The sequence below is a fragment of the Sinorhizobium numidicum genome, assembly GCF_029892045.1.
Classification (GTDB): Bacteria; Pseudomonadota; Alphaproteobacteria; order Rhizobiales; family Rhizobiaceae; genus Sinorhizobium; species Sinorhizobium numidicum.
Genome location: NZ_CP120368.1, coordinates 680,418 through 705,863 on the forward strand (window position 1 = coordinate 680,418; position 25,446 = coordinate 705,863).

General features: G+C 60.5%; 27 protein-coding genes. 22 read left to right on the forward strand and 5 right to left on the reverse strand.

Translation table 11 applies throughout. The features are described 5' to 3' along the window. Positions 1–3: 3 nt before the first annotated feature. From fliG to motA, 4 genes are read right to left on the reverse strand one after another with little or no spacing between them, the layout of a single operon-like run. Complete coding sequence (gene fliG, locus PYH37_RS14325; RefSeq protein WP_280735593.1) at positions 4–1,035, reverse strand: flagellar motor switch protein FliG; 1,032 nt, start codon at positions 1,033–1,035, stop codon at positions 4–6. A gap of 28 nt (positions 1,036–1,063) precedes the next feature. Continuing rightward, positions 1,064–1,663, reverse strand: coding sequence for a flagellar motor switch protein FliN (gene fliN, locus PYH37_RS14330; RefSeq protein ID WP_280735594.1), 600 nt, complete (start codon positions 1,661–1,663; stop codon positions 1,064–1,066). Between the two features lie 58 nt (positions 1,664–1,721). Continuing rightward, positions 1,722–2,669 carry a FliM/FliN family flagellar motor switch protein gene (locus tag PYH37_RS14335; RefSeq protein WP_280735595.1) on the reverse strand — a complete coding sequence of 316 codons (948 nt, stop codon included), beginning with the start codon at positions 2,667–2,669 and terminating at the stop codon, positions 1,722–1,724. A gap of 4 nt (positions 2,670–2,673) precedes the next feature. After that, a complete protein-coding gene (gene motA, locus PYH37_RS14340; RefSeq protein WP_280735596.1) occupies positions 2,674–3,552 on the reverse strand; it encodes a flagellar motor stator protein MotA in 879 nt (292 codons plus the stop codon). 180 nt (positions 3,553–3,732) lie between these two features. On the opposite strand from motA, the gene PYH37_RS14345 reads away from it, so the two are divergent. From PYH37_RS14345 to fliP, 14 genes are all read left to right on the forward strand, one after another. Next, positions 3,733–4,512 carry a DUF1217 domain-containing protein gene (locus tag PYH37_RS14345; RefSeq protein ID WP_280735597.1) on the forward strand — a complete coding sequence of 260 codons (780 nt, stop codon included), beginning with the start codon at positions 3,733–3,735 and terminating at the stop codon, positions 4,510–4,512. Between the two features lies 1 nt (position 4,513). Then, positions 4,514–5,236, forward strand: a complete 723-nt coding sequence (gene flgF / locus PYH37_RS14350; RefSeq protein ID WP_280735598.1) for a flagellar basal-body rod protein FlgF — start codon at positions 4,514–4,516, stop codon at positions 5,234–5,236. A 76-nt stretch (positions 5,237–5,312) separates the two neighbouring features. Further along, on the forward strand, positions 5,313–6,716 hold the full coding sequence (gene fliI, locus PYH37_RS14355; protein ID WP_280735599.1) for a flagellar protein export ATPase FliI: 1,404 nt from the start codon (positions 5,313–5,315) through the stop codon (positions 6,714–6,716). 56 nt (positions 6,717–6,772) lie between these two features. Then, positions 6,773–7,267, forward strand: coding sequence for a flagellar protein (locus PYH37_RS14360; RefSeq protein WP_280736046.1), 495 nt, complete (start codon positions 6,773–6,775; stop codon positions 7,265–7,267). Between the two features lie 214 nt (positions 7,268–7,481). Continuing rightward, the gene (gene flgB / locus PYH37_RS14365) at positions 7,482–7,862 is read left to right on the forward strand and encodes a flagellar basal body rod protein FlgB (RefSeq protein WP_280735600.1); all 381 of its coding nucleotides are present in this window, start codon (positions 7,482–7,484) and stop codon (positions 7,860–7,862) included. A 5-nt stretch (positions 7,863–7,867) separates the two neighbouring features. Then, positions 7,868–8,287 (forward strand): flagellar basal body rod protein FlgC, encoded by a 420-nt coding sequence (gene flgC, locus PYH37_RS14370; protein WP_280735601.1) that lies wholly within the window; start codon positions 7,868–7,870, stop codon positions 8,285–8,287. Beyond that, entirely contained in the window at positions 8,287–8,622 is a 336-nt protein-coding gene (gene fliE, locus PYH37_RS14375; RefSeq protein ID WP_280735602.1) for a flagellar hook-basal body complex protein FliE, read from the forward strand. The genes flgC and fliE overlap by 1 nt, the downstream gene beginning before the upstream one ends. Positions 8,623–8,633: 11 nt before the next feature. After that, complete coding sequence (gene flgG, locus PYH37_RS14380) at positions 8,634–9,422, forward strand: flagellar basal-body rod protein FlgG (RefSeq protein ID WP_280735603.1); 789 nt, start codon at positions 8,634–8,636, stop codon at positions 9,420–9,422. 19 nt (positions 9,423–9,441) lie between these two features. Then, positions 9,442–9,951, forward strand: a complete 510-nt coding sequence (gene flgA, locus PYH37_RS14385; RefSeq protein ID WP_280735604.1) for a flagellar basal body P-ring formation chaperone FlgA — start codon at positions 9,442–9,444, stop codon at positions 9,949–9,951. Further along, positions 9,948–11,063: a flagellar basal body P-ring protein FlgI gene (locus tag PYH37_RS14390; protein WP_280735605.1), complete on the forward strand. Its 1,116-nt coding sequence runs from the start codon at positions 9,948–9,950 to the stop codon at positions 11,061–11,063. Before flgA ends, PYH37_RS14390 begins: the two co-directional genes overlap by 4 nt. After that, a complete protein-coding gene (locus PYH37_RS14395) occupies positions 11,060–11,599 on the forward strand; it encodes a MotE family protein (RefSeq protein WP_280735606.1) in 540 nt (179 codons plus the stop codon). The genes PYH37_RS14390 and PYH37_RS14395 overlap by 4 nt, the downstream gene beginning before the upstream one ends. Continuing rightward, a complete protein-coding gene (gene flgH / locus PYH37_RS14400; protein WP_280735607.1) occupies positions 11,596–12,306 on the forward strand; it encodes a flagellar basal body L-ring protein FlgH in 711 nt (236 codons plus the stop codon). Before PYH37_RS14395 ends, flgH begins: the two co-directional genes overlap by 4 nt. A 43-nt stretch (positions 12,307–12,349) precedes the next feature. Further along, positions 12,350–12,847, forward strand: coding sequence for a flagellar basal body-associated FliL family protein (locus PYH37_RS14405; RefSeq protein ID WP_280735608.1), 498 nt, complete (start codon positions 12,350–12,352; stop codon positions 12,845–12,847). A gap of 8 nt (positions 12,848–12,855) precedes the next feature. After that, positions 12,856–13,593 (forward strand): flagellar type III secretion system pore protein FliP, encoded by a 738-nt coding sequence (fliP, locus tag PYH37_RS14410; RefSeq protein ID WP_280735609.1) that lies wholly within the window; start codon positions 12,856–12,858, stop codon positions 13,591–13,593. A gap of 227 nt (positions 13,594–13,820) precedes the next feature. Here the strand turns inward: fliP and PYH37_RS14415 are convergent, their stop codons facing one another. Beyond that, complete coding sequence (locus PYH37_RS14415) at positions 13,821–15,731, reverse strand: O-linked N-acetylglucosamine transferase, SPINDLY family protein (RefSeq protein WP_280735610.1); 1,911 nt, start codon at positions 15,729–15,731, stop codon at positions 13,821–13,823. A gap of 413 nt (positions 15,732–16,144) precedes the next feature. Here PYH37_RS14415 and PYH37_RS14420 point away from each other — a divergent pair, with 413 nt between their 5' ends. The 8 genes from PYH37_RS14420 (at position 16,145) to PYH37_RS14455 (ending at position 25,182) form a co-directional block, all read left to right on the forward strand. Continuing rightward, entirely contained in the window at positions 16,145–17,089 is a 945-nt protein-coding gene (locus PYH37_RS14420) for a flagellin N-terminal helical domain-containing protein (RefSeq protein WP_280735611.1), read from the forward strand. Between the two features lie 294 nt (positions 17,090–17,383). After that, a complete protein-coding gene (locus PYH37_RS14425) occupies positions 17,384–18,328 on the forward strand; it encodes a flagellin N-terminal helical domain-containing protein (RefSeq protein WP_280735612.1) in 945 nt (314 codons plus the stop codon). 316 nt (positions 18,329–18,644) lie between these two features. Next, the gene (locus PYH37_RS14430; RefSeq protein WP_280735613.1) at positions 18,645–19,616 is read left to right on the forward strand and encodes a flagellin N-terminal helical domain-containing protein; all 972 of its coding nucleotides are present in this window, start codon (positions 18,645–18,647) and stop codon (positions 19,614–19,616) included. A 435-nt stretch (positions 19,617–20,051) separates the two neighbouring features. Continuing rightward, complete coding sequence (locus PYH37_RS14435; RefSeq protein WP_280735614.1) at positions 20,052–20,705, forward strand: FliH/SctL family protein; 654 nt, start codon at positions 20,052–20,054, stop codon at positions 20,703–20,705. Beyond that, positions 20,702–21,889 (forward strand): flagellar motor protein MotB, encoded by a 1,188-nt coding sequence (locus PYH37_RS14440; protein WP_280735615.1) that lies wholly within the window; start codon positions 20,702–20,704, stop codon positions 21,887–21,889. The genes PYH37_RS14435 and PYH37_RS14440 overlap by 4 nt, the downstream gene beginning before the upstream one ends. A gap of 5 nt (positions 21,890–21,894) precedes the next feature. Continuing rightward, on the forward strand, positions 21,895–23,196 hold the full coding sequence (motC, locus tag PYH37_RS14445) for a chemotaxis protein MotC (protein WP_280735616.1): 1,302 nt from the start codon (positions 21,895–21,897) through the stop codon (positions 23,194–23,196). Continuing rightward, positions 23,193–24,680, forward strand: a complete 1,488-nt coding sequence (gene fliK, locus PYH37_RS14450; RefSeq protein WP_280735617.1) for a flagellar hook-length control protein FliK — start codon at positions 23,193–23,195, stop codon at positions 24,678–24,680. Before motC ends, fliK begins: the two co-directional genes overlap by 4 nt. After that, entirely contained in the window at positions 24,628–25,182 is a 555-nt protein-coding gene (locus tag PYH37_RS14455) for a transglycosylase SLT domain-containing protein (protein WP_425336140.1), read from the forward strand. Before fliK ends, PYH37_RS14455 begins: the two co-directional genes overlap by 53 nt. The last annotated feature ends 264 nt before the right edge of the window (positions 25,183–25,446 follow it).

Consider the following 25,446-nt stretch of genomic DNA (forward strand, 5'->3'; position numbering starts at 1 on the left):
GCTTCAGGCGGCTTCCGCTTCCTTGTCCTTGAGCTCCAGCTGGCCGCTTGCGGCAAGCCGGATAGCTTCCTGGGTAATCGACCGTCTTGCGATCGCGATGTCGCGCGGGTTGATTCCGGCGTCGCCAACCGCGAGGTCCGATTCGATCATGCGCCGCTGGCGGGCGCCGATCGAGGCAAGGATCGATTCGCGCAGTTCCGGGGCCGAGCCCCTGAGAGCCATCGTGATGACATCCGTGGACACGTCGTTGAACAGTTGCACGCGGCTTCTTTGCGGCATGAAGAGAATGTCGTCGAACAGGAAGATCTTCGGCCGGACTTTCTTGACCGAATCGGTGCTGATCGTTTGGAGGGAGGCAAGCAGCGTGTCCACCTGTCCCTTTTCGAGTTCGTTCATCACTTCCGCGATCTTGGCCGGTCCGGGCGAATTGCGCTCCGCTTCCATGTCGCCGATCATCTGCATCACCCGCGCTTCGATGATGCCGGCCGCCTTCGGGCTGACATTCTTCATGTTGACCGCACGATTGAGAATGTCCGGCCGCTGCCTTTCCGATAGCTGCAGCAGCACCTTGGCGCCGAAACTGGACGGCATCATCGACAGGACATAGGCGATGGTCTGCGGATGCTCCCTGGCGAGCGACTGGGCGACCGCGACGGGATCGCAGTCCTGCAGCCGATCCCAGATGCTCGCTTCGTAGGACTGGAAGGTGGCGCGGCGGCCGAGAAGGCCGTCGACTTCATCCGGGGTCAGGCCTTCTTCGAGAATACTCTCGATCGCCTTGGCGTTGTCCATCAGACCCGCGCCCTCGGTGAAAAGATCCTCGAACTCGTTGACGAGGGCCTCGAGCTCGTGGGGAGGAATCGCGCGTAGTGATTGCGCGGCTGCGATGATCGCCTGCAGCTCGCTCTGCGTGAAGAACTTCAACAGTTTCCCGGCCACTGACTTGCCCATGGCGAGCAGCACGGCTGCGGCCTTGTCCGTCTGGCTCAGCGGTCGTGCCAGCGCTTGTGCCTCGAAACTTTCGAAATCCATCATGGATCCATTCCTCGCCCAATCATCGGGCCTATGACTTCTTGCCGCCCTTGATCTCGATGAGCTTGACGCCGAACCGGGTCACATCGCCCTCGAGAACTGTAATTTCGCCGCGGCCGATAATTCGGCCGTTGACCATGATTTCCACCGGCTCGCCAACCTTGCGGTCGAGCGCGATGGTTGCGCCTTCGCTCAGCCCCATCAGACCAGAAACCTGCATACGGCTGGTGCCGAGCACGATCTGGACATCGATCGGGATGTCCATGATCAGGTCCATGTTGGCCGTCATGCCGCTTCCTGGAGCGATTTCGGCGGCCGTGTCCGCCACGGCAAAGTCGCCGCCGCCAAAGCCTGCGTCCGTGCCACCGACCAGGCCAGCGTCGGCGAAATCACCGCCGAAGCCGCTCGCGCCGATGTCGCCGAATGCGTTTGCGCTGTCTGCCGCACCGAAATCACTGCCGAAATCGGCAGTCTGATCCAGGGGGTCGGTAGCTGCGAAATCCGCTCCGAAATCCGCCGGTCCGTTATCCTTCTTGAGAACGCCGCGCAGATCGTCGATCGCCTGGTCGAGCTCGTTGTCCTCCGCGAATGCGGCCGGTTCTGCGATGGGTGCTGCTTTCTTGGGTGCCATGTGCGGATTATTCCAGTTGAAGCTTGCCTCAGGCATTCTGCCGAACGAGGGCGGCTGTTTAGCTCATGATGTGGCGAAGAATGTCCTGCTCGGAACCGTGTGTATCCTTGATCCTGACCGTGTATTTCGATCCCGATCGGCCGAACTCGCAGAGATAGAGATCGCGGCCGTTGGCGTTAACCTCGACGCGCACGTCCTGGCCGTCGTGGAACGGGATCACGTCTCCTGGCTGCAGGCGGCTGATCGTGTTCAGCGTCAGACTTTCCAGACGAACTCGCGCCTCCAGCATCACGGCCGAGCGGCGAACCTGCTCCTCGAGCTGTTCGGTCCATTCCGTCTTTAGATGATGAGCCTGGCCCGCGCCCTTGGGAAAGACGATCTCGGTCTTTAGGAGGGCGCTTTGAGGCACGATAAGCGAGAAGGTGGAGAGCACCGGCCCAAGACCTATCGTCATATCGATGGACGCTGCGTAGACGTCCTCGATCGCGGCATCGGGCCTGAGGCGCTCGGCGCTATTGTGCGGGCGGCCGACCACCGGCTCGAATCCGCCCGCCGCGTTCACCGCCGTGCGCAAAACCTCGGCAATCTTGTCGAAAATCGGCACAGCCACGTCGATCTCGATTTCAGACAGCGCCCTTGGCTGCGGTTCCTCGATGCTCGTCGGCTCCGCCCCGAGCAGAGCTTCGACGAGAGTGATCAACACAGGGCTGTCGCAGCCGATCTGAAAATCCGCGCACCAGTTGCGCAAAGAAACGTCGCTGAGCAGAACCCCGTCCCCGAGGGCCGCGATCAGATTGTTCCTGAGTCCAGTCCTGAAGCCGGCATAGCCGATCGCGATATCATGCCCGATTTCGGCCCTGAGGATATCCGGAAGGAACTCGCTGAACACCTGACCGAACTCGAGGGCCGTGCGGCCGATGGTCTTGTCGTCGCCGAGCGCGCCGATCATGCGCGCAAGCAACCTCTTGTCGAATGCATGTACGTTCGATGCGGTGCTCGGATTCATGGTGTTAAGCCGCCTTGCTTTCGCTGCCGCCGCGCGGGTTCATCATTTCCTGCTCGACCGCGTCGATGGACGGGCGTTCATAGGCGGAAATCGTCTTGCGGCCATATTCGAGCGCGACCTGCGGAACCGAGCCGTTCATGTAGGCGAGCAGGGTCTGCTTGACGATGACATAGAGCCGGTTCTGCTTCTCGCGGACGGACTTGATGTTGGCCACCAGCGGGGCAACGACCGAATAGGAGAGGAATACGCCGAGCAGCGTTCCGACGAGTGCGGCAGCGATCTTTGCGCCCAGCACCTCCGGCGCCTCGTTAATCGCCCCCATCGCCTTAATGACACCCAGGACCGCGGCGACGATGCCGATTGCCGGCAGAGCGTCGGCCATAGTTGTCAGCGAATGATAGCACTTCATCTTATCGTGCGTGATTGTCTGGATCTCCTCGTCCATCAGCGCCTCGATCTCGTGCGAGCGGGCATTGCCGATGATGATCAGCCGCACATAGTCGCAGATGAAGGCTGTCAGCTCCCTGTTCTGTAGAACGGTGGGTGCGGATTGGAAGATGGGGGATTCTTCCGGGTTGTCGATATGGCTTTCGATCTCATTGCGCGATTTGGTCCTCAGATCGCGCATCAGGCTGTAGAGGACACCGAGTGTGTCGAGGTAGTGACGCTCTTTCGGCACCTTATGCCTGAAGGCCTCTCCGAGCGCTTTGCCGGTATCTTTGACCACCTTCATGGAGTTGGCCATGATGAAACCGCCGATGCCAGCACCGCCGATGATCATCAGCTCGAAGGGCTGATTCAGGACTTCCATATGGCCGCCCATCGCCAGGTACCCGCCGAGGATACAGCCGAAAGTCACAAGAAGCCCGATGATGATGTTCATTGTCGATACCTGTCGCCATCCTGATTTTCCCTCTGTGGAATAGGGTTTCATCCTTGCGTGAGGCTGGCCGTCGAAGCCAGTCGGAAACCGGCACGCGAGACAGGTTCGCGCAAGCCAGTCAGGTCAGGATTTGCGAAGGTCGGGCCAAGTCGCGCCGGCCCAATCCAGGACGAACCGATCGTGACCACGACCTACACGAGCTACAAGCTGATCACCGCCGATCTGACGAAGTCGCTGCAACGCGTCTCCGAGCAGCCGGACGTCGCCCGGGAAACCGAATACTATCTATCGAAAATCGGCAGCATCAAAACGATCGACGAATTCTTCGCCGACAGCCGACTCTACGATTACGCGATGAAGGCGCACGGCCTCGAAGACATGGCCTATGCCAAGGCCTTCATGCGCAAGGTGCTTTCCGAAGGCATAGACAGTGACGATGCTTTCGCCAACAAGCTTGCGGATGGTCGTTACAAGGAATTGGTCGAGTCTCTGAACTTCGCTCGTAACGGCGAGGCGGCAACGTCGTTCGATCGCGCCCAGAAAGGCGTAGCCGACAGATACGCTCGACAGACACTGGAGCAGAACGCCGGCGACGAAAATGCCGGCGTGCGGCTGGCGCTCTATTTCTCGCGCATGGCGCCGACGATCGACAGCGGTTATGCGATCATCGCCGACGAGGCTCTGGCGCAGGTGGTTCGAACCGCTCTGCAATTGCCGGAGGAATTCGCAGCGACCGAGGTCGACCGGCAGGCCGAAGCCTATGAGGCGGCGGTCGATCTCAAGGACTTTCAGGATCCCGAGAAGGTCGCGGCCTTCCTCGATCGCTTCACCGCCCTTTGGGAAGTGAACAACTCCACGGGCAGCTACGATCCGCTCGCCGTTTTCGGTTCATCGAGCGGCTACGGAATCTCCTCCGACCTGCTTCTGTCCATCAACAGCTTGAAACTCGGGGGACGCTGACTTGCAGACCGGTCTCTATGTGGCGATTTCGTCCCAGATGGCGCTTGAGAAGCGCTTGAACACGCTTGCCGACAATATCGCGAATTCCAACACAGTCGGCTTCCGCGCCTCCGAGGTGAAGTTCAACCAGATGCTCGGTGATACCAAGCCGACCAAAGTTTCCTACGTTTCTGAAGGCGAGGAATACATCAGCACCAACAATGGCGCGCTTGCGCGTACCGGCTCTGCGCTCGATTTTGCCGTCAAAGGCGATGCCTGGTTCTCGATCGAAACGCCTGGCGGGCTGGCGCTGACCCGCGACGGCCGCTTCACACTGACGGAGACCGGTGAACTTGTGACCATCAGAGGCTATCCCGTGCTCGACGCCGGCGGCGCGCCGATCCAGCTCAACGGCGGAGCGGGCGAGATCACCGTCGGCGCCAATGGCGCCATCCATCAGAACGGTGTCCAGATCGCTCTGCTCGGCCTCTACGAGGCGGATTTCAGCAAGGGGTTCATGCGCTACGACAACAGCGCCGTGATGCCGACCGTCCAGCCGGAGCCTGTCGTCGACCGCTTCGACGTCGGTGTGATGCAAGGATTCCTGGAGGAATCAAACGTCAACGCCATTCAGGAAATGTCGCAGTTGATCATGGTCACCCGCGCCTTCGACAATATCACCGCCCTGATGCGCGACAGCGAAGGATCGCTCGACGAAGCGATCAAGACGCTCGGCGGCAGCTAACGGCCGACAAGTGTGAAGCGGCTTTCGGCCCCGCATCGCCGCCATTTCACGACAGTCGATCCCGACGGAAATCTGTATGGAAGACCAAAGCTCCGAGATCATCGCAACTTCGACGTCGCTGGCGGCACTCGCCGGGCTCATCGAGCGTTACGCCAATCCCGAGTTTTCGATCGCGCCGGGCGGCCACGTCCAGACGATCTCGCCCGGACATTACACCGTCAGCGGTCTCTCGCGCCATGTTCGGCTTGGCGACTTTGTCGCACACAAGAGCGCGACCGGGACCCATCTCGGCGAAGTCGTGCGTGTCGAGCCCGAGCGGGTCGTCGTGTGCCCGATCGAACCGGGTGATCCGATCGGCATTCATGATGTTGTCATTCGCAAGGGGGCCTTCCGCGTAGCACCCACGGATGGCTGGTGCGGGCGCACGATCAATGCCCTGGCGGAGCCGATCGACGGTCTCGGGCCCTTGCTGCAGGGCGACATCCGCCGGTCGATCTCCAATACCGCGCCGCCGTCCATGACCCGCAAGCGCGTTGAACAAGGTTTCCGAACCGGCGTGCGCGCCATCGACATTTTCTCGCCGCTCTGCCTCGGGCAGCGGCTCGGCATCTTCGCCGGTTCCGGCGTTGGCAAGTCGACGCTTCTCTCCATGCTGGCGCGCGCCGATGCCTTCGACAAGGTCGTGATTGCGCTCGTCGGCGAGCGCGGCCGCGAAGTCCGCGAATTCATCGAGGACACGCTCGGCGATAATCTCTCCAAGTCCGTTGCCGTCGTCGCCACCAGCGATGAGAGCCCCATGCTCAGAAAAATGGCGCCGCTGACAGCGGTCACGATCGCCGAACACTACCGCGACAAGGGCGACAATGTCCTCTTGATCGTCGACAGCGTAACCCGCTTCGCCCATGCCATCCGGGAGGTCGCGACGGCGGCCGGCGAGCCGCCGATCGCGCGCGGCTATCCGGCCTCCGTCTTCACGGAATTGCCGCGCCTGCTCGAGCGCGCCGGCCCCGGCGCCGAGGGAACCGGAACGATCACTGCGATCATCTCGATCCTGGTTGATGGCGACAATCATAACGATCCGGTCGCCGATTCGGCGCGGGGCATCCTCGACGGGCACATCGTCCTCGACCGGAGCCTCGCCGAGGAAGGCCGCTATCCGCCGGTGAACCCGCTCGCCTCGATCTCTCGCCTGGCTAGAAAGGCGTGGACGCCGGATCAGGAAAAGCTGGTCGCCCGGCTGAAATCGTTGATCCATCGGTTTGAGGAAACCCGTGATCTCCGCCTGATCGGTGGTTATCGACCTGGGGGCGACGCAGATCTCGACATGGCGATCAAGCAGGTGCCGGTCATCTATGAGGTTCTCAAGCAGACACCCGGCGAGCGGGCTGCGTTCGACGCCTTCACCGATCTTGCCAGTGCGCTGAAGGCGGCCGCAATGGGAAATCAGCCCGGCGCCGCCGGCATGCGACCGAGGGGGTAAGGGTGACCGACTACGACGCAGACGAAATCGTTCATCAGCGCCGGCAGGATGCCAAGATGCCGCTGATCGACAAGGTCCTTGGGACAATCGGTTTGGCGATGGCCGCTTTTGCGACCTTCTTTCCCTGGTACGCCTTCCTGCATCCGGAAAAATTCTCGATGCCTCTCCTTTGGCAGGGGACGACGCGCGACCTGCCGGAAGGCCCTGGCCGTGAGGTTCTATCGATTTCGCCGTTGGCAATGAAGGACATGGACGGCGAGACTGCCGCCGCGGTCGACCGCCTTACGACGGCGACGGTGCCCGGCATCGGAAATGAGTCGGCATCGGCGGCGGACGAGAAAGCCGATCTTGAGCAGCCCTTCCCTGAGCGATCCAACTTCCGGCTGATGCACGTCGCCAATGGCCGCGCGCTGATCGAGGACGCGAGCGGCATGTATATCGTCCGTGTCGGATCAGCCCTGCCGGACAACAGCCGGTTAGCGACCTTCGAGGAGCGGAACGGCCGATGGGTGATGATCACCTCCAAAGGCGAGATCTACGAAACGAACTAGGCCGGCTGCTGCTGCATAACTCTTTAAAACGCGCAGTGCTTTTAAGGACGAAATTATGCAGCACTCAAAGTGTCACAGCGACCTTTGCGCGTCTGAATAGACCCGCGGCGCCGTAGACGCAGGAAAAACCGGATCGCTTCTTCCGTCCGGCGTTCTCGACAAGTCCCACGCAAGATTACCTGCCTAGGTTCGTCATCATCAGCAGGAGCTCTTGATGGAACCGATTCAGCTTTTCGAACTCGCGTCGCGCCAGGCCCAATGGTTGACGGTTCGCCAGAACGTCGTGGCCGGCAACATCGCCAATGCCAATACGCCTCATTACAAGGCGAAGGACGTTCAGCCCTTCGAGAGCGTGCTGCAGAACACGGGCGTCCAGATGGCCGCAACCCATCGTGCCCATTTCACCGAAGGTCCGGAAGCCGCGCACGTGACGGAGGTCAGCATGATCGATGACGTGCAGGTGCAGCAGTCCGGCAACAGCGTCGCGATCGAGCAGGAAATGATGAAGACCGGTGAGATCAAGCGCGATTACGAGCTCAATGCCGGGCTCGTGAAATCGTTTCACCGGATGATGCTCATGACGGTACGGAAGTAAGAACGATGGATCCATTGACTTCGGCGCTCAAGGTCTCGGCCTCCGGTCTGCAGGCGGAATCGACCCGGCTGCGGATCGTTTCTGAAAATATTGCCAACGCTCGATCGACTGGCGATACGCCTGGTGCCGATCCGTATCGCCGCAAGACCATCAGCTTTGCGGCGGAGGTTGACCGCGCGAGCGGCGCATCGCTTGTCGAGATTCAGCGCCTCGGCACGGACGATTCGAATTTCAACATCGAGTTCGATCCGGGCAACCCGGCTGCCGACGAGAAGGGCATGGTGAAGATGCCGAACATCAATGTGCTGATCGAAATGGCCGACATGCGCGAGGCAAACCGCGCCTATGAGGCCAATCTGCAGACCATCAAGCAGTCTCGCGATCTCATTTCCCAGACAATCGACCTGTTGAGGGCTTCGCAATAATGATCGATGCAATTCAGTCTGTCGGCGCGTTTTCGGCCATGAAAGAGGTCGAGGGCACAAACCTCACCGCCTCGACCTCGCTCGCCATGCCGGTCGCTGGCGCTTCCGTACCCCAGTCGCAGAGTTTCGCCGAAGTGCTCGGCAACATGACGACGGACGCCATCCGTTCGATGAAGTCCGCTGAAGGGGCGTCGCTGCAGGCCGTCCGCGGCGAAGCCAATACCCGTGAGGTCATCGACGCGGTGATGAATGCGGAACAGTCGCTGCAGACCGCGATCGCCATTCGCGACAAGGTGGTGAGCGCCTATCTCGAAATCGCGCGCATGCAGATCTGAAGGAACGAGACATGAAGGCCCTTTCCATCGCAGCCACCGGCATGAACGCCCAGCAGTTGAACCTGGAGGTCATCGCCAACAACATCGCCAATATCAACACGACCGGCTACAAGCGTGCCCGTGCCGAGTTTTCGGACCTGCTCTACCAGACCGAACGCGCTCAGGGCGTGCCGAACCGCTCCAACCAGGCGATCGTGCCGGAGGGTGCGATTATCGGTCTCGGCGTCCAGACTTCGGCCGTGCGCAACCTTCATATCCAGGGCAGCCTCGTCAATACCGGAAACGACTATGATTTGGCGCTCGTCGGCCGCGGCTGGTTCCAGATCGAAACGCCGGACGGAGAAACCGTTTATACCCGGTCGGGCGCCTTCAACACCAACGCCACCGGCCAGCTCGTCACCATTGACGGCTACACGGTCGTGCCCGGCATAACCGTGCCGCAGGATGCGACCGAAATCACCTTCACATCTTCGGGACAGGTGATGGTGCGCATCGGCAACAACACGGAACTGCAGGAAATCGGCCAGCTGACGATCGCGAATTTCGTCAACGAGGCGGGGCTCGAGCCGCAAGGCGAAAACCTCTTCAAGCAGACACCGGCCTCGGGCGAGCCGATCATCGGAACGCCGGCCGATCCTGGTTTTGCGCTGGTCAAGCAAAATTATCTCGAGGCCTCGAACGTCGATCCGGTCAAGGAAATCACCGACCTGATTTCGGCTCAACGTGCCTACGAGATGAATTCCAAGATCATTCAGGCCGCGGACGAGATGGCGGCGACAGTGAGCAAAAACCTCAGGTAAACGGGAGCAGGGGGCAAACATGACGTTTCGCCGATCCGCCAAAAGGGCAGCAATCGAAAGCGGCGTCGCGCCTCGAGCGCGGGCCGTTCTGTTCGCCGCAATCGCCGCCGGCTTCCTGTCGCCGGCGGTCGCCTCCGCGGAACCGCCGACCGCAGTCATTCCCAAGCAGACGATCTATCCCGGCGAACCTCTCGATGCGAGCGTGCTGGAGGTCGTCGACGTGACTAATCCCGACCTCGCCGGCGACTATGTCCGTTCTCTCGATGAAGTTGAAGGCAAGATTAGCAAGCGGACCCTCCTTCCCGGACGGGTGATCCTCGCATCGGCCTTGCGCGAGCAATACGCGGTCGAGCGCGGTTCGACGGTTCGGCTCATCTTCAGCAATGGCGGCTTGACGATCACCGCTGCGGGGTCGCCGTTGCAGGATGCCGCCGTCGGAGAACTGATCCGTGCGCGCAACATCGACACCGGCGTCATTGTCTCCGGCACGGTGATGGCCGACGGCACTATTCATGTGGTGGCGAAATGAAGATGCGTGCCTGTAAGTGGTTGCTTACCGTCACCGTGGCTCTTGTCGCTACCTTGACGCTTGCGCATGGTGCTTCCCGCATCAAGGACGTCGCTTCGCTGCAGGCCGGCCGCGACAACCAACTGATCGGCTACGGCCTGGTGGTCGGTCTGCAGGGGAGCGGAGACAGTCTGCGTTCTTCTCCTTTTACCGATCAGTCGATACGCGCCATGCTGCAGAATCTCGGCATCTCCACCCAAGGTGGCGATTCGCGCACGCGCAACGTCGCGGCAGTCCTGGTCACCGCAACACTGCCGCCCTTCGCGAGCCCCGGCAGCCGCGTCGACGTAACCGTCGGCTCCCTCGGCGACGCGACGTCGCTGCGCGGCGGCACCCTGGTGATGACCTCGCTTTCCGGTGCCGATGGCCAGATCTACGCGGTGGCGCAAGGCTCCGTCGTCGTGACCGGGTTCAGCGCTCAGGGCGACGCAGCAACGCTATCGCAGGGAGTGACGACGGCGGGCCGCGTCCCGAACGGCGCCATCATTGAGCGGGAACTGCCGTCGAAGTTCAAGGATGGATTCAATCTTGTGCTGCAACTGCGCAATCCCGACTTCTCGACCGCCGTCGGCATGGCGGCCGCGATCAACAACTACGCCGCCGCGCAATTCGGCGGTCGTATCGCCGAAGCCTTGGATTCGCAGTCCGTCCTGATCCAGAAGCCCAAGATGGCCGATATGGCGCGCCTGATGGCCGACGTGGAAAACCTGGTGATCGAGACGGATGTGCCGGCACGCGTCGTTATCAATGAGCGCACGGGAACGATCGTCATCGGCCAGGATGTGCGCGTCGCCGAAGTGGCCGTGAGTTACGGCACGCTGACGGTGCAGGTCAGCGAAACGCCGACGGTCGTGCAGCCGGAGCCTTTCTCGCGCGGCGAGACGGCGCTTGAGCCGAATACCACAATCGAAGCGCAGTCGGATGGTGGCACGGTCGCGATCCTCAACGGATCGAGCCTCCGCTCGCTGGTCGCCGGCCTCAACAGCATCGGTGTCAAGCCGGACGGGATCATCGCGATCCTCCAGAGCATCAAAACGGCGGGAGCCCTACAGGCGGAGCTTGTTCTGCAATGACCGGAAACTTGGATCATTTTCTCGGCAGACCGCTTCGGATGCTTGTTGCCTCGGCTGCCGGTGCATTGGTGTTGGCGATGCCAGGCGCCTTCGCGCAGGACGTGACGGCGCCGCCCGCGGACGGCGCCACTGCGAATGAAATCCAGCAGTTCTGCACCAATATCGCCGACGCCGCACGTGACCAGCGCTACCTCCTGCAGCGCAAGGATCTCGAAGCATTGCAGGCGAGCGTCGACGAGCGGATTGCGACGCTCGAGAAGCGCCGTGCCGAATACGAGGACTGGCTGAAGCGCCGCAACGATTTTCTGAAGCAGGCGGAACTCGGCCTTGTCGATATCTACAAGACGATGAAGCCCGATGCCGCTGCCGGCAAGCTCGAGATGGTGCGCCCGGAGATCGCGGCGGCGATCGTCATGCAGCTGCCGCCGCGCCAATCTTCGCTGATCCTCGCCGAGATGAGCGACGACAAGGCGGCGGTGCTGACCAACATCATCTCAAGTGCGAGCGATCCGAACACCTCGAAGGAGCCATCATGAGAATGCGTCTTACGGCCGTAATGGCCGCAGGTCTCCTTGCGGGATGCCAGAACCAGGCCTTCAAGGAGATCGGCCAAGCGCCGTCGATGAGCCCGATCGGCAGCGGCCTGCAATATACGCAGACGCCGCAGCTTGCCATGTACCCGAAGCAGCCGCGGCACGTCGTGAACGGCTACTCGCTGTGGAACGATCAGCAGGCGGCCCTTTTCAAGGATGCGCGCGCGATCAATGTCGGCGACATTCTCACCGTCGATATCAGGATCGACGACAAGGCCTCCTTCGACAACAAGACGGACCGCAGCCGCAAGAACACGAGCGGCTTCAATCTGGGCGCAAGCGGCCAATCGCAGACAAGCGATTTCGAGTGGTCCGGCGACCTGGAATACGGTTCGAACACGAAGACCGAGGGTGACGGCAAGACGGAGCGGGCCGAGAAGCTGCGGCTGCTCGTCGCCGCCGTCGTCACCGGCGTCCTGGAAAATGGCAATCTGCTGATCAGCGGTTCTCAGGAAGTTCGCGTCAACCACGAGTTGCGCATTCTCAATGTCGCAGGCATCGTCCGGCCGCGGGATGTCGATGCCGACAACGTCATCTCCTACGACCGCATCGCCGAGGCCCGCATTTCCTATGGCGGTCGCGGCCGCCTGACGGAAGTCCAGCAGCCGCCTTACGGCCAGCAGATAGTTGATCTCATTTCGCCGATCTGATCCGGGCATTCGCTCCGAGAGAAGATCGGCACGGAACGACACGATGGAAGAAATCGATAGCGCGCAGTCCTCCAAATCTCCATCGACGGTGGTAACGATCGCCATCGTCGCGGTGCTGACGCTTGTCGCCGGAGGTGGCGGCTGGCTTGTCGGGGGGCTGTTGGCGCCGCCGCCGGCAACGGAGAAGGCGGAAGCCGCGGCGGAAATGCCGGCGAATGCCACCGGCGAAGAAGGCATTCCCAAAATTGCGACCGAAGCCAATGGGATCGTCCAACTCGCGCCGATCACGACGAACCTTGCCTATCCTTCGGAAAACTGGGTCCGCCTTGAGGTCGCCTTGCAGTTCGATGGCATTCCAGACGTTGCGATGGCGGAAGAAATACACCAGGACATTGCCGCCTACGTGAAGACCGTGTCGCTGCAGCAAATCCAAGGGCCGCGCGGCTTTCAATATCTCAGGGATGACGTCCAGGAACGGGTTGACCTGCGCTCCGGCGGACGCGTAACCAAGGTGATGTTCCGAACCTTCGTCATCCAATGATTCGCTAGATGCTCCGGATTGCTGCCTTTATAGTTGCCGTGATGGCGATGTCGGGAATCGCCGGGGCTCAGGGCTTTCCCGCCGATATTCTGAATACGCCGGTCGAGGGCTCGGTCGCCTCGTGGATCATCCGCACCTTTGGTCTCCTCACCGTTCTTTCGGTGGCGCCGGGCATCCTGATCATGGTGACGAGCTTCCCGCGCTTCGTCATCGCCTTCGCGATCCTGCGCTCAGGGATGGGGCTCGCAACCACGCCCTCCAATATGATCATGGTGTCCCTGGCATTGTTCATGACCTTCTACGTCATGGCGCCGACCTTCGACCGCGCCTGGCGCGAGGGCATCGATCCGCTGTTGAAGAACGAAATCTCCGAAACTGACGCGTTCCCGCGTGTCGCCGAACCGTTCCGGGAATTCATGCTGGCCAACACCCGCGACAAGGACCTCCAGCTTTTCATCGATATCGCCAAGGAAAAGGGGCAGACCGTCGTCGTCGACGAAAAGGTCGATCTGCGCGCCGTCGTGCCCGCTTTCATGATCTCGGAGATCCGCCGCGGCTTCGAGATCGGCTTTCTGATCATGCTGCCGTTCCTTGTGATCGACCTGATTGTCTCGACGATCACCATGGCCATGGGCATGATGATGCTGCCGCCAACTGCGATCTCGCTGCCGTTCAAGATCCTGTTTTTTGTGCTGATCGACGGCTGGAACCTGCTCGTCGGCAGTCTGGTGCGCTCGTTTACCTGATCCTGTCTTGCGCGAACGCTATCCAGCGCCTAGCCCGCCTCTTTCTTCCAGGATCGGAACTTTCTCAAACGGAAAGAGGCAGGGTTTCCTGCCTCCTGCCGCGACTCCAACACAGCGCGGTTGCGTCTTTTCAGACGCACGAAGGACGCTGTGACACGTTGAACTGCTGCATGGCTTTGTCCTTAAATCGGCTCCGATTCAAGGAACCATGCAGTAGCTTCGCTGATCTATGGCTCGAAAGAACCGTCGCGCGGCGGAAGCGCCGGCACGTCGATGTGATCGGGCGGCAATTTCCGTTTGGCCCGATCGACCATCATTTCATAACCGCGCTCGAGATGACGGCAGAAGCGTTCCGCATCGAAAAGCGGCGTGCGGAAGCGGTTTTCCTGCAATGCGGCCTTATACTCAGCGATCCTGTCTCGGTTTTCGTAAAGCGCGACGGCATCGGAGACGTATTCTTCCGGTCCGGCACTGACGAGTTCCGGCAGCCCGATAGCTCGAAGCAGGCTTTCGCTCACCCGAGAGGCGAAGTTGGTCCCTTTGAAGGTGAGCACCGGCAGGCCGGCCCATAGCTGCTCCGAAGTGGTCGTGTGGCCGTTATAGGGATAGGTGTCGAGGCCGAGATCTGCGGCGGGCAAGCGGTTTATGTGTTCGACATAGGCCGCCTTGCTGCAGAAGATGATCCGCTTCGAGGCGATGCCGCCGCTTTGAAGCTTGCGTAGAATATTGGCCTTCGCGTCTGGCTTGCACATGATCCACAAAACGCTTTCGGGCGTCCGGCGCAGGATTTCGATCCAGAGATTGATCGTCTGGAGCGAGATCTTCCTGTTCGCGTTGAAGGAGGCGAAGACGAATGCGTCGTCAGGAAGGCCGAGATCCTTACGCGCGATACCGTAGGGGCGAGGCCGGTGGTAGGGATCGTTCGGCTGGTATGTTTCCGGAAGGCGGCAGAATTTTTCGTAATAGTGCTCCTGACTTCCGTCGGGCAGCACATACGGATCGCCGATAACGTAATCGACATCGACATTCGTGGCGGTTCCGGGAAAGCCCAGCCAGGTGACCTGAACGGGAGCAGCCTGATGATCGAGTATCTTCAGCCGATTATCGAGCGTATGTCCCTTCAGATCCACCAATATGTCGATACGCTGCGCCCGGATGGCGCCTGCGGCCTGTTCATCCGACATCTCGTTGATACGAACTATTCTCCCCCACTTGCCGCGATTGCCTCTGTCGCGCGCCAGATTGCTTTCCTTCGTGTGGCAGAAGAGCGTGACGTCGAATTTTTCCGGATCGTGCAACTCCATCACCGCTTGCAGCAGCTTCATGGTCGCATGCTGGTCCCAGAAGTCGGCTGAAAGATAGCCGACACGGATTTTTTCTGCCCATTGATGGGGCATATTGCGCCGTGCCTCGGCGATTGCGGAGGCGGACGGCCGTTTTCGCGCGCCGGCCCATCGGTTGAGCTTCTCATCGCCGCACCAGGTGACGTGATAATAGGGGGACTCGGCGGCGAGGATTTCGTAGCGGCCGGCATCGAGCGCTTTCTGAATTTCCGGATAGTGGCGTTCCATCTCGGCAAAGTCGTTGGCTTCGCGAGCAAAGACGAGATAGGCGGCACGCAAGACGCTGCTCTTCGGATTCTTTCGGAAGAGATTGATCACCGCATCGCGATCCTGCGCGTCGTCGATTTCGGCTGTCAGAAGCCTGAAGGCGAGCGTCTGGTGCTGAAGGCTTGGGCTCGTCGAGAGCGGCGCCTTGAAGAGACCGAGAATTTCCTTCTGGCCGCGTTTCAGGAAAATGGACGCGATGATGAAGGCGATCTCCGGGTCGGTTTTTGCCGTCTCCAGAAGAGGCAAACCGATGCTCAGCGCTTCGTCCTCATTGCCGCAGGCAAAATGGAGCTTCATCGCTTCGGCCAGGTAATGTTCGGAGCGCGAACCCTTTTCCTCTCCCGCCAGTTGATAGGCACGCGCTGCGTCAGTCTTGAACCCGAGTTTCAAAAGCACCTTTGCCAGCAGGACGAATGTCTTGGATTCCCTGCTGACGTTCATCAGCTGATTAAGTTGGTCGAGCGCTTCCGTGTATTGGCCTTTCTGGTATTGCCGGGAAGCGGTCGCAAAGAGGGCATGGGCGTTCAATTGCGGCTCCGTCGGATTGCGGGACCAGCGCCGGCAGCCGGCAGCTCGGGCCCTGATTCGATCGACATTTTTCGGAGAGCATTGTCGCGCTGGGACCTTGCCTCAGGCGTGATTTCCAAACGGCCGTGCTGTCTCGCAAGCGGCGTCCCCATGCGGATCTCTGCAGAGCAGAAAAACACGCGCAGTCAGGTATTTAAGACGGCATTAAGCATGAATGGAGTCTCGCAGTGGCGGCTTTCGCATTTAATGAATTTGCAAGCTTTGGCCTCGATATTCCTCCTCACATGACGGGTTTGGTTTCTTCCAAGGATGTTTGTTGGAACCGAGTGGCATGAAGCCGGTCCGTCATCACCGGTAGTGTACGCAGTCCGGTATGTCCCCCAACCGTATTCAGTAAAAAAGGGACAACTCAAATGACCAGCATCATGACGAACTCTTCGGCAATGGCCGCAATCGCGACCCTGCGCTCGATCAATTCCTCCATGGAAACGACGCAGGACCGGATTTCCTCCGGCTACCGTGTTGGCTCGGCCTCCGACAACGCCGCCTACTGGTCGATCGCGACCACGATGCGTTCGGATAACAAGGCGCTCTCGACCGTTCAGGATGCTCTCGGCCTCGGCGCCGCCAAGACCGACGTTGCCTACACGGCGATGAAGTCCGCCATTGACGTCGTCGACGAAATCAAGGCCAAGCTGGTTGCGGCAAGCGAGCCGGGCGTCGACAAGGGCAAGATCCAGAAGGAAATCACCGAGCTTCAGAACCAGCTCGTCAGCGTCGCGAAATCCGCTTCCTTCTCCGGCGAGAACTGGGTCTACAACGATGCCAACAACGCTGCCGGCACCAAGTCGATCGTCGGCTCGTTCAACCGTGACGCCAACGGCAATGTCAGCCTTACGCAGCTTCAGTTCGACACGGCGAAGAGCTCGCTCATCGAAGTCGATGCGTCCGGCGATTACGTCACCAACGGCTCGGGCCTGCTCTCTAGCGACCTGGAGTACACCGACACCGATGGCACCACGACCGTCACGCTGAGCTACAACCTGCTCGAAATGGACATCTCCAGCATGACTGCTGGCGATCTGGCGGAAGCCATCTCCGGTGTCGATGCCGCCCTGCAGACCATGACCGATGCCGCCTCGGATCTCGGCGCTCTCAACAGCCGCGTCGATATGCAGAAGGACTTCGTCGCCGATCTGATGGATTCGATCGAAAAGGGTGTCGGCAAGCTCGTCGATGCCGACATGAATGAGGAATCGACGCGCCTCAAAGCACTGCAGACGCAGCAGCAGCTCGGCATCCAGTCGCTTTCGATCGCCAACAGCAACTCGCAGAACGTTCTGTCGCTGTTCCGCTAATCGCGATGAAGCGCGGGTTGGAACCCGCGCTTCATTCAAAAAGTCCAGAAGCCGCGTCTCGCAAGAGGCGCGGCTTCTGCATTTCCCGACCTAATTCTCGCAATCGAGAAAATTCTGCGCAGGTGACGCTTCGGCTTTAGCCTTCGTTAACCAAGTTGGTGTTTTCTGTGGCCATCGAAACAGCGGGTTAACCAACAAGATTAACGCGTTAGCAGGCATGAAGCTGACCGCCGTTTCCCGGTAATCCCGGAATGTCCCTTTCATCTCGAACTGTCAACAAGGGGCACTCAGCCAATGACAAGCATCATGACGAACACCGCCGCAATGACGGCGCTTGCAACCCTGCGCTCGATCGACGCGTCGATGGAAACGACCCAGGATCGGGTTTCCTCCGGTTACCGCGTTGGCGCTGCCGCGGATAATGCCGCCTACTGGTCGATCGCGACCACGATGCGTTCCGACAACAAGGCACTCTCGACGGTTCAGGATGCTCTCGGCCTCGGCGCCGCGAAGACCGACGTCGCCTACACGGCGATGGAATCCTCGATCGATGTCGTCGACGAAATCAAGGCGAAGCTGGTTGCCGCCAGCGAACCGGGCGTCGACAAGAGCAAGATCCAGAAGGAAATCACGGAGCTCCAGGCTCAGCTCGTCAGCATCGCCAAGTCCGCTTCCTTCTCCGGCGAAAACTGGGTCTACAACGACGCCAACAACGCTGCCAGCACGAAGTCGATTGTCGGTTCGTTCAACCGTGACGCCAACGGCAATGTCAGCCTCACGACGCTTCAGTTCGACACGGCGAAGAGCTCGCTCATCGAAGTCGATGCGTCCGGCGATTACGTCACCAACGGTTCGGGCCTGCTCTCCAGCGATCTGGAGTACACCGATACCGATGGCACCACGACCGTTACGCTGAGCTATAATCTGCTCGAAATGGACATCTCCAGCATGACCACTGGCGACCTGGCGCAAGCCGTTTCCGGCGTCGATGCTGCCCTGCTGACGATGACCGATGCCGCTGCGGATCTGGGCGCTCTCAACACCCGCGTCACCATGCAGACGGACTTCGTCGCCGACCTGATGGACTCGATCGAGAAGGGTGTCGGCCGCCTGGTTGATGCCGATATGAACGAGGAATCGACCCGCCTCAAGGCACTGCAGACGCAGCAGCAGCTCGGCATCCAGTCCTTGTCGATCGCCAACACCAACTCGCAGAACATCCTGTCGCTGTTCCGTTAATAGGAAACCGCGACTGGGCGGGCCGTCCCGCCGATTGATTGGTAGACAAAGCCGCGCAGTTCGAAAGCTGCGCGGCTTTTCTTTTTTACCGGCGAGTCGGCTTAAGACTTCGTCCATCTTTATTTATTTTCATTCATTTTTCTTACCGCCTTGCAGCCATCGTTAACTATTTATTAACCATCAAATCGTTACATCTTCGTTAAGAGCGAAGGGCTGCCTCTTCAGGGCAAATTAGGGGCGGTTCGCATGACGCTGGTCCCGTCGCTGCCGGTAATCACTCCGGAATGCTTTCGAAAATCATCCAGGGCAAACAATAATGACCAGCATCATGACCAATGCCGCCGCCATGGCGGCACTTCAGACATTGCGCTCTATCAACACCAACATGGCCGAGGTGCAAAACCGCATTTCGTCCGGTTACCGCGTCCAGACCGCTGCCGACAATGCGGCCTACTGGTCGATCGCAACGACGATGCGGTCCGACAATGCGGCTCTTTCGACCGTCCAGGACGCTCTTGGCCTCGGCGCCGCCAAGGTGGATACCGCCTATGCCGCCATGGACACGTCCATCGATGTCATTAGCGAGATCAAGGCCAAGCTCGTCGCGGCACGCGAACCCGGTGTCGACAAGCTGAAGATCGACAAGGAACTCACCGAGCTCAAGAACCAACTCGTGGCGGCGGCACAATCCGCTTCGTTCTCCGGCGAGAACTGGCTCTACAATTCAAACGCCGCGGCAGTAGGCACCAAGTCGGTCGTGGCGTCTTTCAATCGCAGTGGCAACGGAAATGTTTCCGTCACGACGCTGGATTTCGATACGGCACAGTCGATGCTGATCGATACGGCGGATGCCACGCGCGGTCTGCTGACCAACAGCTATGACGCCGATCAACTGCAGGCGACACCAAGCGGCACAGCGCGGCTTTACCACCTCATCGTCGCACCACCGGCTACCCCCGTTGCCGGCAGCACCGAGATCAAGCTGACGACTGCGACAACGAGCGTCCAACTCGACGACATGATCAGGGTTGTCGATAAGGTGCTGAGCAAGCTTACCGATTCGGCCTCCACGCTCGGTGCGATCACCACGCGCATCGACATGCAGGAGGGATTTGTCGCGAACCTGATGGATGTGATCGACAAGGGCGTAGGACGGCTGGTCGACGCGGATATGAACGAGGAATCGACACGCCTCAAGGCTCTGCAGACGCAGCAGCAGCTCGGCATTCAGGCACTGTCGATCGCCAACACCAACTCCGAGAACATCCTGCGCCTGTTCCAGCAGTAAGGCGGCAATATCCGTAGGAAGTCGGCTCACTCGTCGGCCGCTTTTCGCTCGCCATGAGCGAATGCATGATTTCTGCCGTGCCGCCGGTCATCGGCACCTGGTGGAAACCGTTGGACCGCGCTACTTGCCCTGGCGCGGTCCAACCCCTTCATTTTCGCACAAGTTTGACCGGATAGCCTCCTTTCGCAGTCTGATCCGACGACTGCCGGCCGAGATGACTCTTGCGCCGCCGCTTGCATCGGCCTTTCGCTCGGACCTGCTTCCGCGAAACCTTTGCACATCGAGAATGTGGGTTCTGTCGCTGTCTCGGGCGGTCGGAACCGATGGAGATATTGCAACCGTGTCAGGCTGTTTGGATTTCCGGGCCATGAGGCGAGCTCTGCCGAGCAGGCGGAGAGCTTCGACAGCCGATGCGCGCAAGCCGGAGGTCCGCCGATGAGCGCCTCGCTCTCCCGCTACCTCAAGGATTTCAGTGCGCCGAAAATCGAATTGTCGAGAGTGTCGCCGAAATATTTCCCGGACCTCGGCGTCGATTTCTCTGATGGCGATCGCACTGGTGCGAGGCAGGCCATGCCCGTGATAGACATTGACTCCGAGCGCCGCGCCGCCTTTGAGCAAGGTCGCGCAGAAGCCAGCGCCGAGCTCGTTTTCGAGCATGAGAGGGAGATCGCCGAACTGAAGGCCCGTCACGCCCAGGAACTCGAGGCGTTGGCGCGGCGCCTGGAAGAGGAGGTCGCCGTAAAGCTTGCTGCCAATTTCAATGAAATGACGGATCGGCTGGCCCTGGCGCTTGGCGACCAGACGGCGCGCGTCCTTGCACCGGTGATGGAGAACGCGCTGCTCAAGCGGGCCATCGAGAGCCTCGCCGCTATGGTCAGGCAGGGTCTCGCCGGCGGCGAAGGTTTTGCCGTAACGGTCAGAGGGCCGCTCGCACTTTTCGAGGCGCTGAAGCGGCATCTCCCGGACGAGGCGACGGCGTTCCGCCACGTTGAAACCGGCGATGTCGACCTCACCGTCGAAATAGGCGGCGCCGTATTGGTGACCCGAATGGCCGCCTGGTCCGATACTGTCCGGAAGGTTCTCGCATGAATGACGAAAGTCATCACAACGGCAAGAATGAAATCATCATCGTCAGGCGTTCTGCGGATGGCCACGGTGAGCATCACGGCGGCTCGTGGAAAATCGCCTATGCCGACTTCATGACAGCGATGATGGCCTTCTTCCTCGTCATGTGGCTGATCAATGCCGCCAACGAGGAGACGAAGGCGGCGATCGCTTCCTATTTCAATCCGGTGCAACTCACCGACCAGAAGCCGTCGGAGAAGGGCCTCAAGGACCCCGCCAAGGACGCCCAGGGCGAACAGACGCAAGAGCGATCGAAAACGGACGGCGAGCAGACAAAATCCGGCGGTTCGGCCAAGACCGGCGACCAACTGACGGCAACTTCCGGCGAGGAGACGAAATACTCCGACGCGGACTTCTTCGAAAATCCCTATTCGGTTCTTTCCGAGATAGCCCGGGAGGTTGGCCACGAGGCCAATATCAGCGTCAAAGGCGATGGCGGTGCCGCACAATCGGGGCCGGCGACCGGTGCCGAGGGCGGCGAGGCCTACCGCGATCCCTTCGACCCGGATTTCTGGACCAAGCAGGTCGAGGTCAAGCATGCGGGCAATGCGGCGGAAACCGACGTGGCGGTCGCAGCAAACCCGGCGCCGGAGGGCGGCGTTGCGCTGCAGTCGCCCGACGGGCAGGAGCTGACGAAGGCAGAAGACGAAGCGGCAAAGGCTGACGTCGCACCTGAAGACCAGCAGAAGGCGGCCGACATTCTGAAAGCCGAAATCGAGAAGGCGCTCGGCGGTGAGGCCGGCCGGCTGCTTGAGGGGCTGGTGGTGACACCGGCCGAGGGCGGTTTGCTGGTCACCATCAGCGAGCAGACAGATGCGCCGATGTTTACGGTCGGCTCCGCCGTGCCGCAGAAGGAATTGGTGCTTGCCATGGAGAAAATCGGCAGGCTGCTCGCCGAGCGCGAGGGAGCCGTCGCCATCCGGGGACACACCGACGGGCGTCCGTTCAAGGACGGGACCTATGACAACTGGCGCCTGTCGGCGGCCCGCGCCCAGAGTGCCTATTACATGCTTGTTCGTGGCGGCCTGAAGGAAGATCGCGTCAGCCAGATCAGCGGCTTTGCGGACAGGCGCCTGCAGGTGCCGAACGATCCCTATGCGGCCGGCAATCGGCGGATCGAAATCCTGTTGCAGTCAGGGCAGGGTTGAGGGCGATGCTGAATCGGCTGCATGCCATTCTTGTGATCTCGGTTTTGTCGCTTCCGTTTGCGACCGGCCTTGCCCATGCGAGCGAAACAGCCGAGCTTGCGCCGTTCAAGATGATCCGGTCGCTGCAATATGTGCAGGACTCGGTGGTCCTCGGAGATCATTCCGCGATCGAGATGCAGCGCTTTATGCTGGGGGCAATCGACAAGCGCCTGAGGGCGGTCGATCCATTGGCCTTTCGGGATCCCCGCAACGTCGACGCGGCCCTTGTTTACGCAATGAGCGGCGGCAACCCGGATACGCTGAAATATCTCGCGGATCGCGATATCGACGGTAATTTCGACAGTCGCGTGACGGATGCGCTGCGACAATATCTGCGCGGCAAGGGGCCGCTGATGGTCGAGAACCTTTCCAAGGCCGCTCCGGAGTACAGGAATTCCCGCATCGGGCCCTACCTTTTCCTGATCCTCGCAAACGCCACGTCGCAGCAGGACCCGGTCGCTGCGATGAAATACTACGATTGGGCCCGCCTGACTGCGCCTGGCACCATCATTGAGGAGGCGGCGCTGCGCCGTTCCGTTTTTCTTGCCACGCGCGCCAACGAACCAGACAAGGGGTTTCGCTACGCTCTGAATTATGCGCGGCGTTACCTGACATCGCCCTATGCGAGCCAGTTCGCCGATGTCTTCGTTGAATTGGCGGTGGCGAATTTCGACGAGGCGGCCGAACAAAGGGTCTCCGAGATCCTCGCCTTCATGGACCGGTCGCGCCAGCGCGAAGTCTATCTGCGTGTGGCGCGCCGTGCCGCGATCGGCGGCAATCAGGCGCTTGCCCGCCTCGCATCGAAGCGTGCGGAGGAACTGGCGGAAGATGCCGGCTCGCAATCCCAGTTGCTCGCGAACTTTTACGAGGGAATCGCGACTGTACCGTCGCCGGACGTCTTCTCCGCGACGCAGATGATCAGCGCAATTCCCGACGAAAAGCTATCGCTGCGCGACCGTGCCTTGCGTGAGGCGGCCAAGGCGATCGCGGACGCGGTGGTGCGGCCGCCGCAGGATGACAGCTCCACGCAAGCGGCCCAGCCTACAACCGATGGATCCGTTCGGGTCGAGAGGCTTACCGACACCGAGGAAACCGGAAGCGGCATGAGTCCCTTTGGCCAGCCAATCGAGACACCACCGCCTGCCCCGAAGGACGGCGGGGGAGCCGAGCTCGCTGCGTCGAACGACCCGGTGCTGGAGGGCTTTCTTGCCAACGGGCGCTCGAAGCTCGAGGAAATCGATGCGCTCCTGAAGGAGGAAGGACAATGAGGCCTCTTGAAGAGAGTTTGCGCGGACAGGCCGCGGCTGTCAGCGGCAGGCCCAGCTCGAAGCAGGGCGGGCGAGAGCAACTCGGAGGAGAAGCTGGTGCCTTCGAGACTGCGGTCGCCGACGCTGGCCGTCAGAAAGCACAGGGACAGGTTCCGGTGCAAGGCACGAAAACAGAGACGGGCAGCAACTCAACGGCAATCGGCTCGCAAGATACGCCCCGCAATTTTGCCATCGGCAATCGCGGAACGGACGTCTTGATCGGAAGCAATGCAGCAGAGGCAGCAGACCGTATTCCGGCCATCTCGATACAGGCCCTGGGACTCGGCGAAACAGAGAGCGCGGCCGACACGGGCGAGACGACGCCATCCGATCCCTTCGAGACCGTCCACGAAAACGCAGCGACGGCGTACCGTCGTGGCGGTTTGATGGGCAGGACTCACGTACCTGCGGCGGATGAGCAAGGCGCCGACGAAACGGAAACGGACGCGCGCGCCACAGCCGCAACGGGCCTGTTGCGCCGGCAGGGGCAGGCAGCCGCCGGTCCGTCGACGGAAGTCCTGACGACCGAAATGGCGGATGGAGATGCTGCTTCCGCTGGGCCTGCGAACGGAACCGTCGACGATATCCTGACGATGCTTGGCGGCGTCGCGATGCCGGCCGTCGGTATGCAGCCGGAGGGCAAGACATCCGTTCCTGCGGGCGAGCGTACCGTCGACGGAATGTCGGTGAAAATCGACGGCGTCTTGTCGGATGCTGCTGGCCAAGATCATCCGCAGATCGAACAGCATAGTGATGATATGACTTCGGACCGGCTCTTCCGGTTCGCCCGCGCCGACGGCAAAGGCCAGGCGGTCTCGATGAGCATTTCGAAGGACGGCGATAGGGTTGCCGTAGAAAGCGGCAAATCGGTCGGCTCCAAGGCCGAGACCGTGACCGTCCTGGAAGCGCGCCGCTATCTCGGAGTGGCGATGAATGCGAGCTCGTCATCGGTCACCGACGCGATTTCTGGCGATGCGGCGCAATCGTTGCAGCCGAGCGCAGCACTGGCGCAACCGGGCGCCTGGAGTCAGGCCGGCAAGACGCTCAACACCCTCAAGATTCAGCTACACCCGATCGAACTCGGGATGGTGACGGCGACGCTGCGGCTGAAGGACGACGAGCTTCAGGTCGATTTGAAAGTCGAGACGGGCGAAGCGTTCCGTCAGTTGAGTGACGACCAGAGCGAAATGGTGAAGGCGCTTCGCGCTCAAGGCTTCGCGGTGGATCACGTGAACGTCGTCTTCAACGCGGGGGGAGACGCATCGAACGGCAGCGGCTCGCAACCGCAGACGCAGCTGGGGCAGCAGAGCCGCGAGGGCGGCAGACAGGAGCGGCGGCAGGATGGCAGCCAGGCTGCGACAGTGGAGAGGTGGACAGGCAATGATGGTACGGATGACGCGCCGGTCGGCGCTGAGCGCCCTCGTGCTGGTCATGTCTACATGTAGCGCTTTGGCGAGCGCGGGCGTCTGCGAACGCGAGATCGTCTCGGCCGCCTCCAAATATGGCATTCCCACCGGGATTCTCTACTCCGTCGGTTTGACCGAGACCGGGCGCAAGGGTTCTCTTCAGCCTTACGCGATGAACATCGAAGGTAAGGCCTATTTCGGAAGCAGTGCCGCGGACGTTCTGGCGCGGTTCGGCGCTGCACGGGCGCAAGGTGCCAAGCTGATCGATCTCGGCTGCATGCAGATCAACTACTACTTCCATGGCGAGCACTTCACTTCGCCGGAGGAAATGCTTGATCCGCGCAAGAATGTCGAATATGCCGCGCGCTTCCTCTCCGACTTGCGCGCCAGGCACGAGACCTGGACGATGGCTGTCGCACGCTACCATGCCGGGCCGAACAATGACCCGGCGCAGAAGAAATACGTCTGTCGGGTCATCGCGAATCTTGTCGCGACCGGCTACGGCAAATGGACGCCGAACGCGACGCAGTTCTGTCAGTAATCAACCTGCAATTGTCTTTTCGCGATCAATGCCGCATTGTGGCGACAATGCGGACAGATTGTGATCGCAAGAAAATTCATGTCCTTGCGTTAACTTTTCCACATCATTTTAGTGTCATGCTTAACGGACACCTACTAGATATAGATCAAATCGGCACGCAATCCTTAATCAACTATTAAAATCTCCCATTAACTTCCTCTAGTTGTTCGTGAATCCTTCGATTCGTACCTCTGTTTCAACGAGGCATCCATACTGATTCGGAGG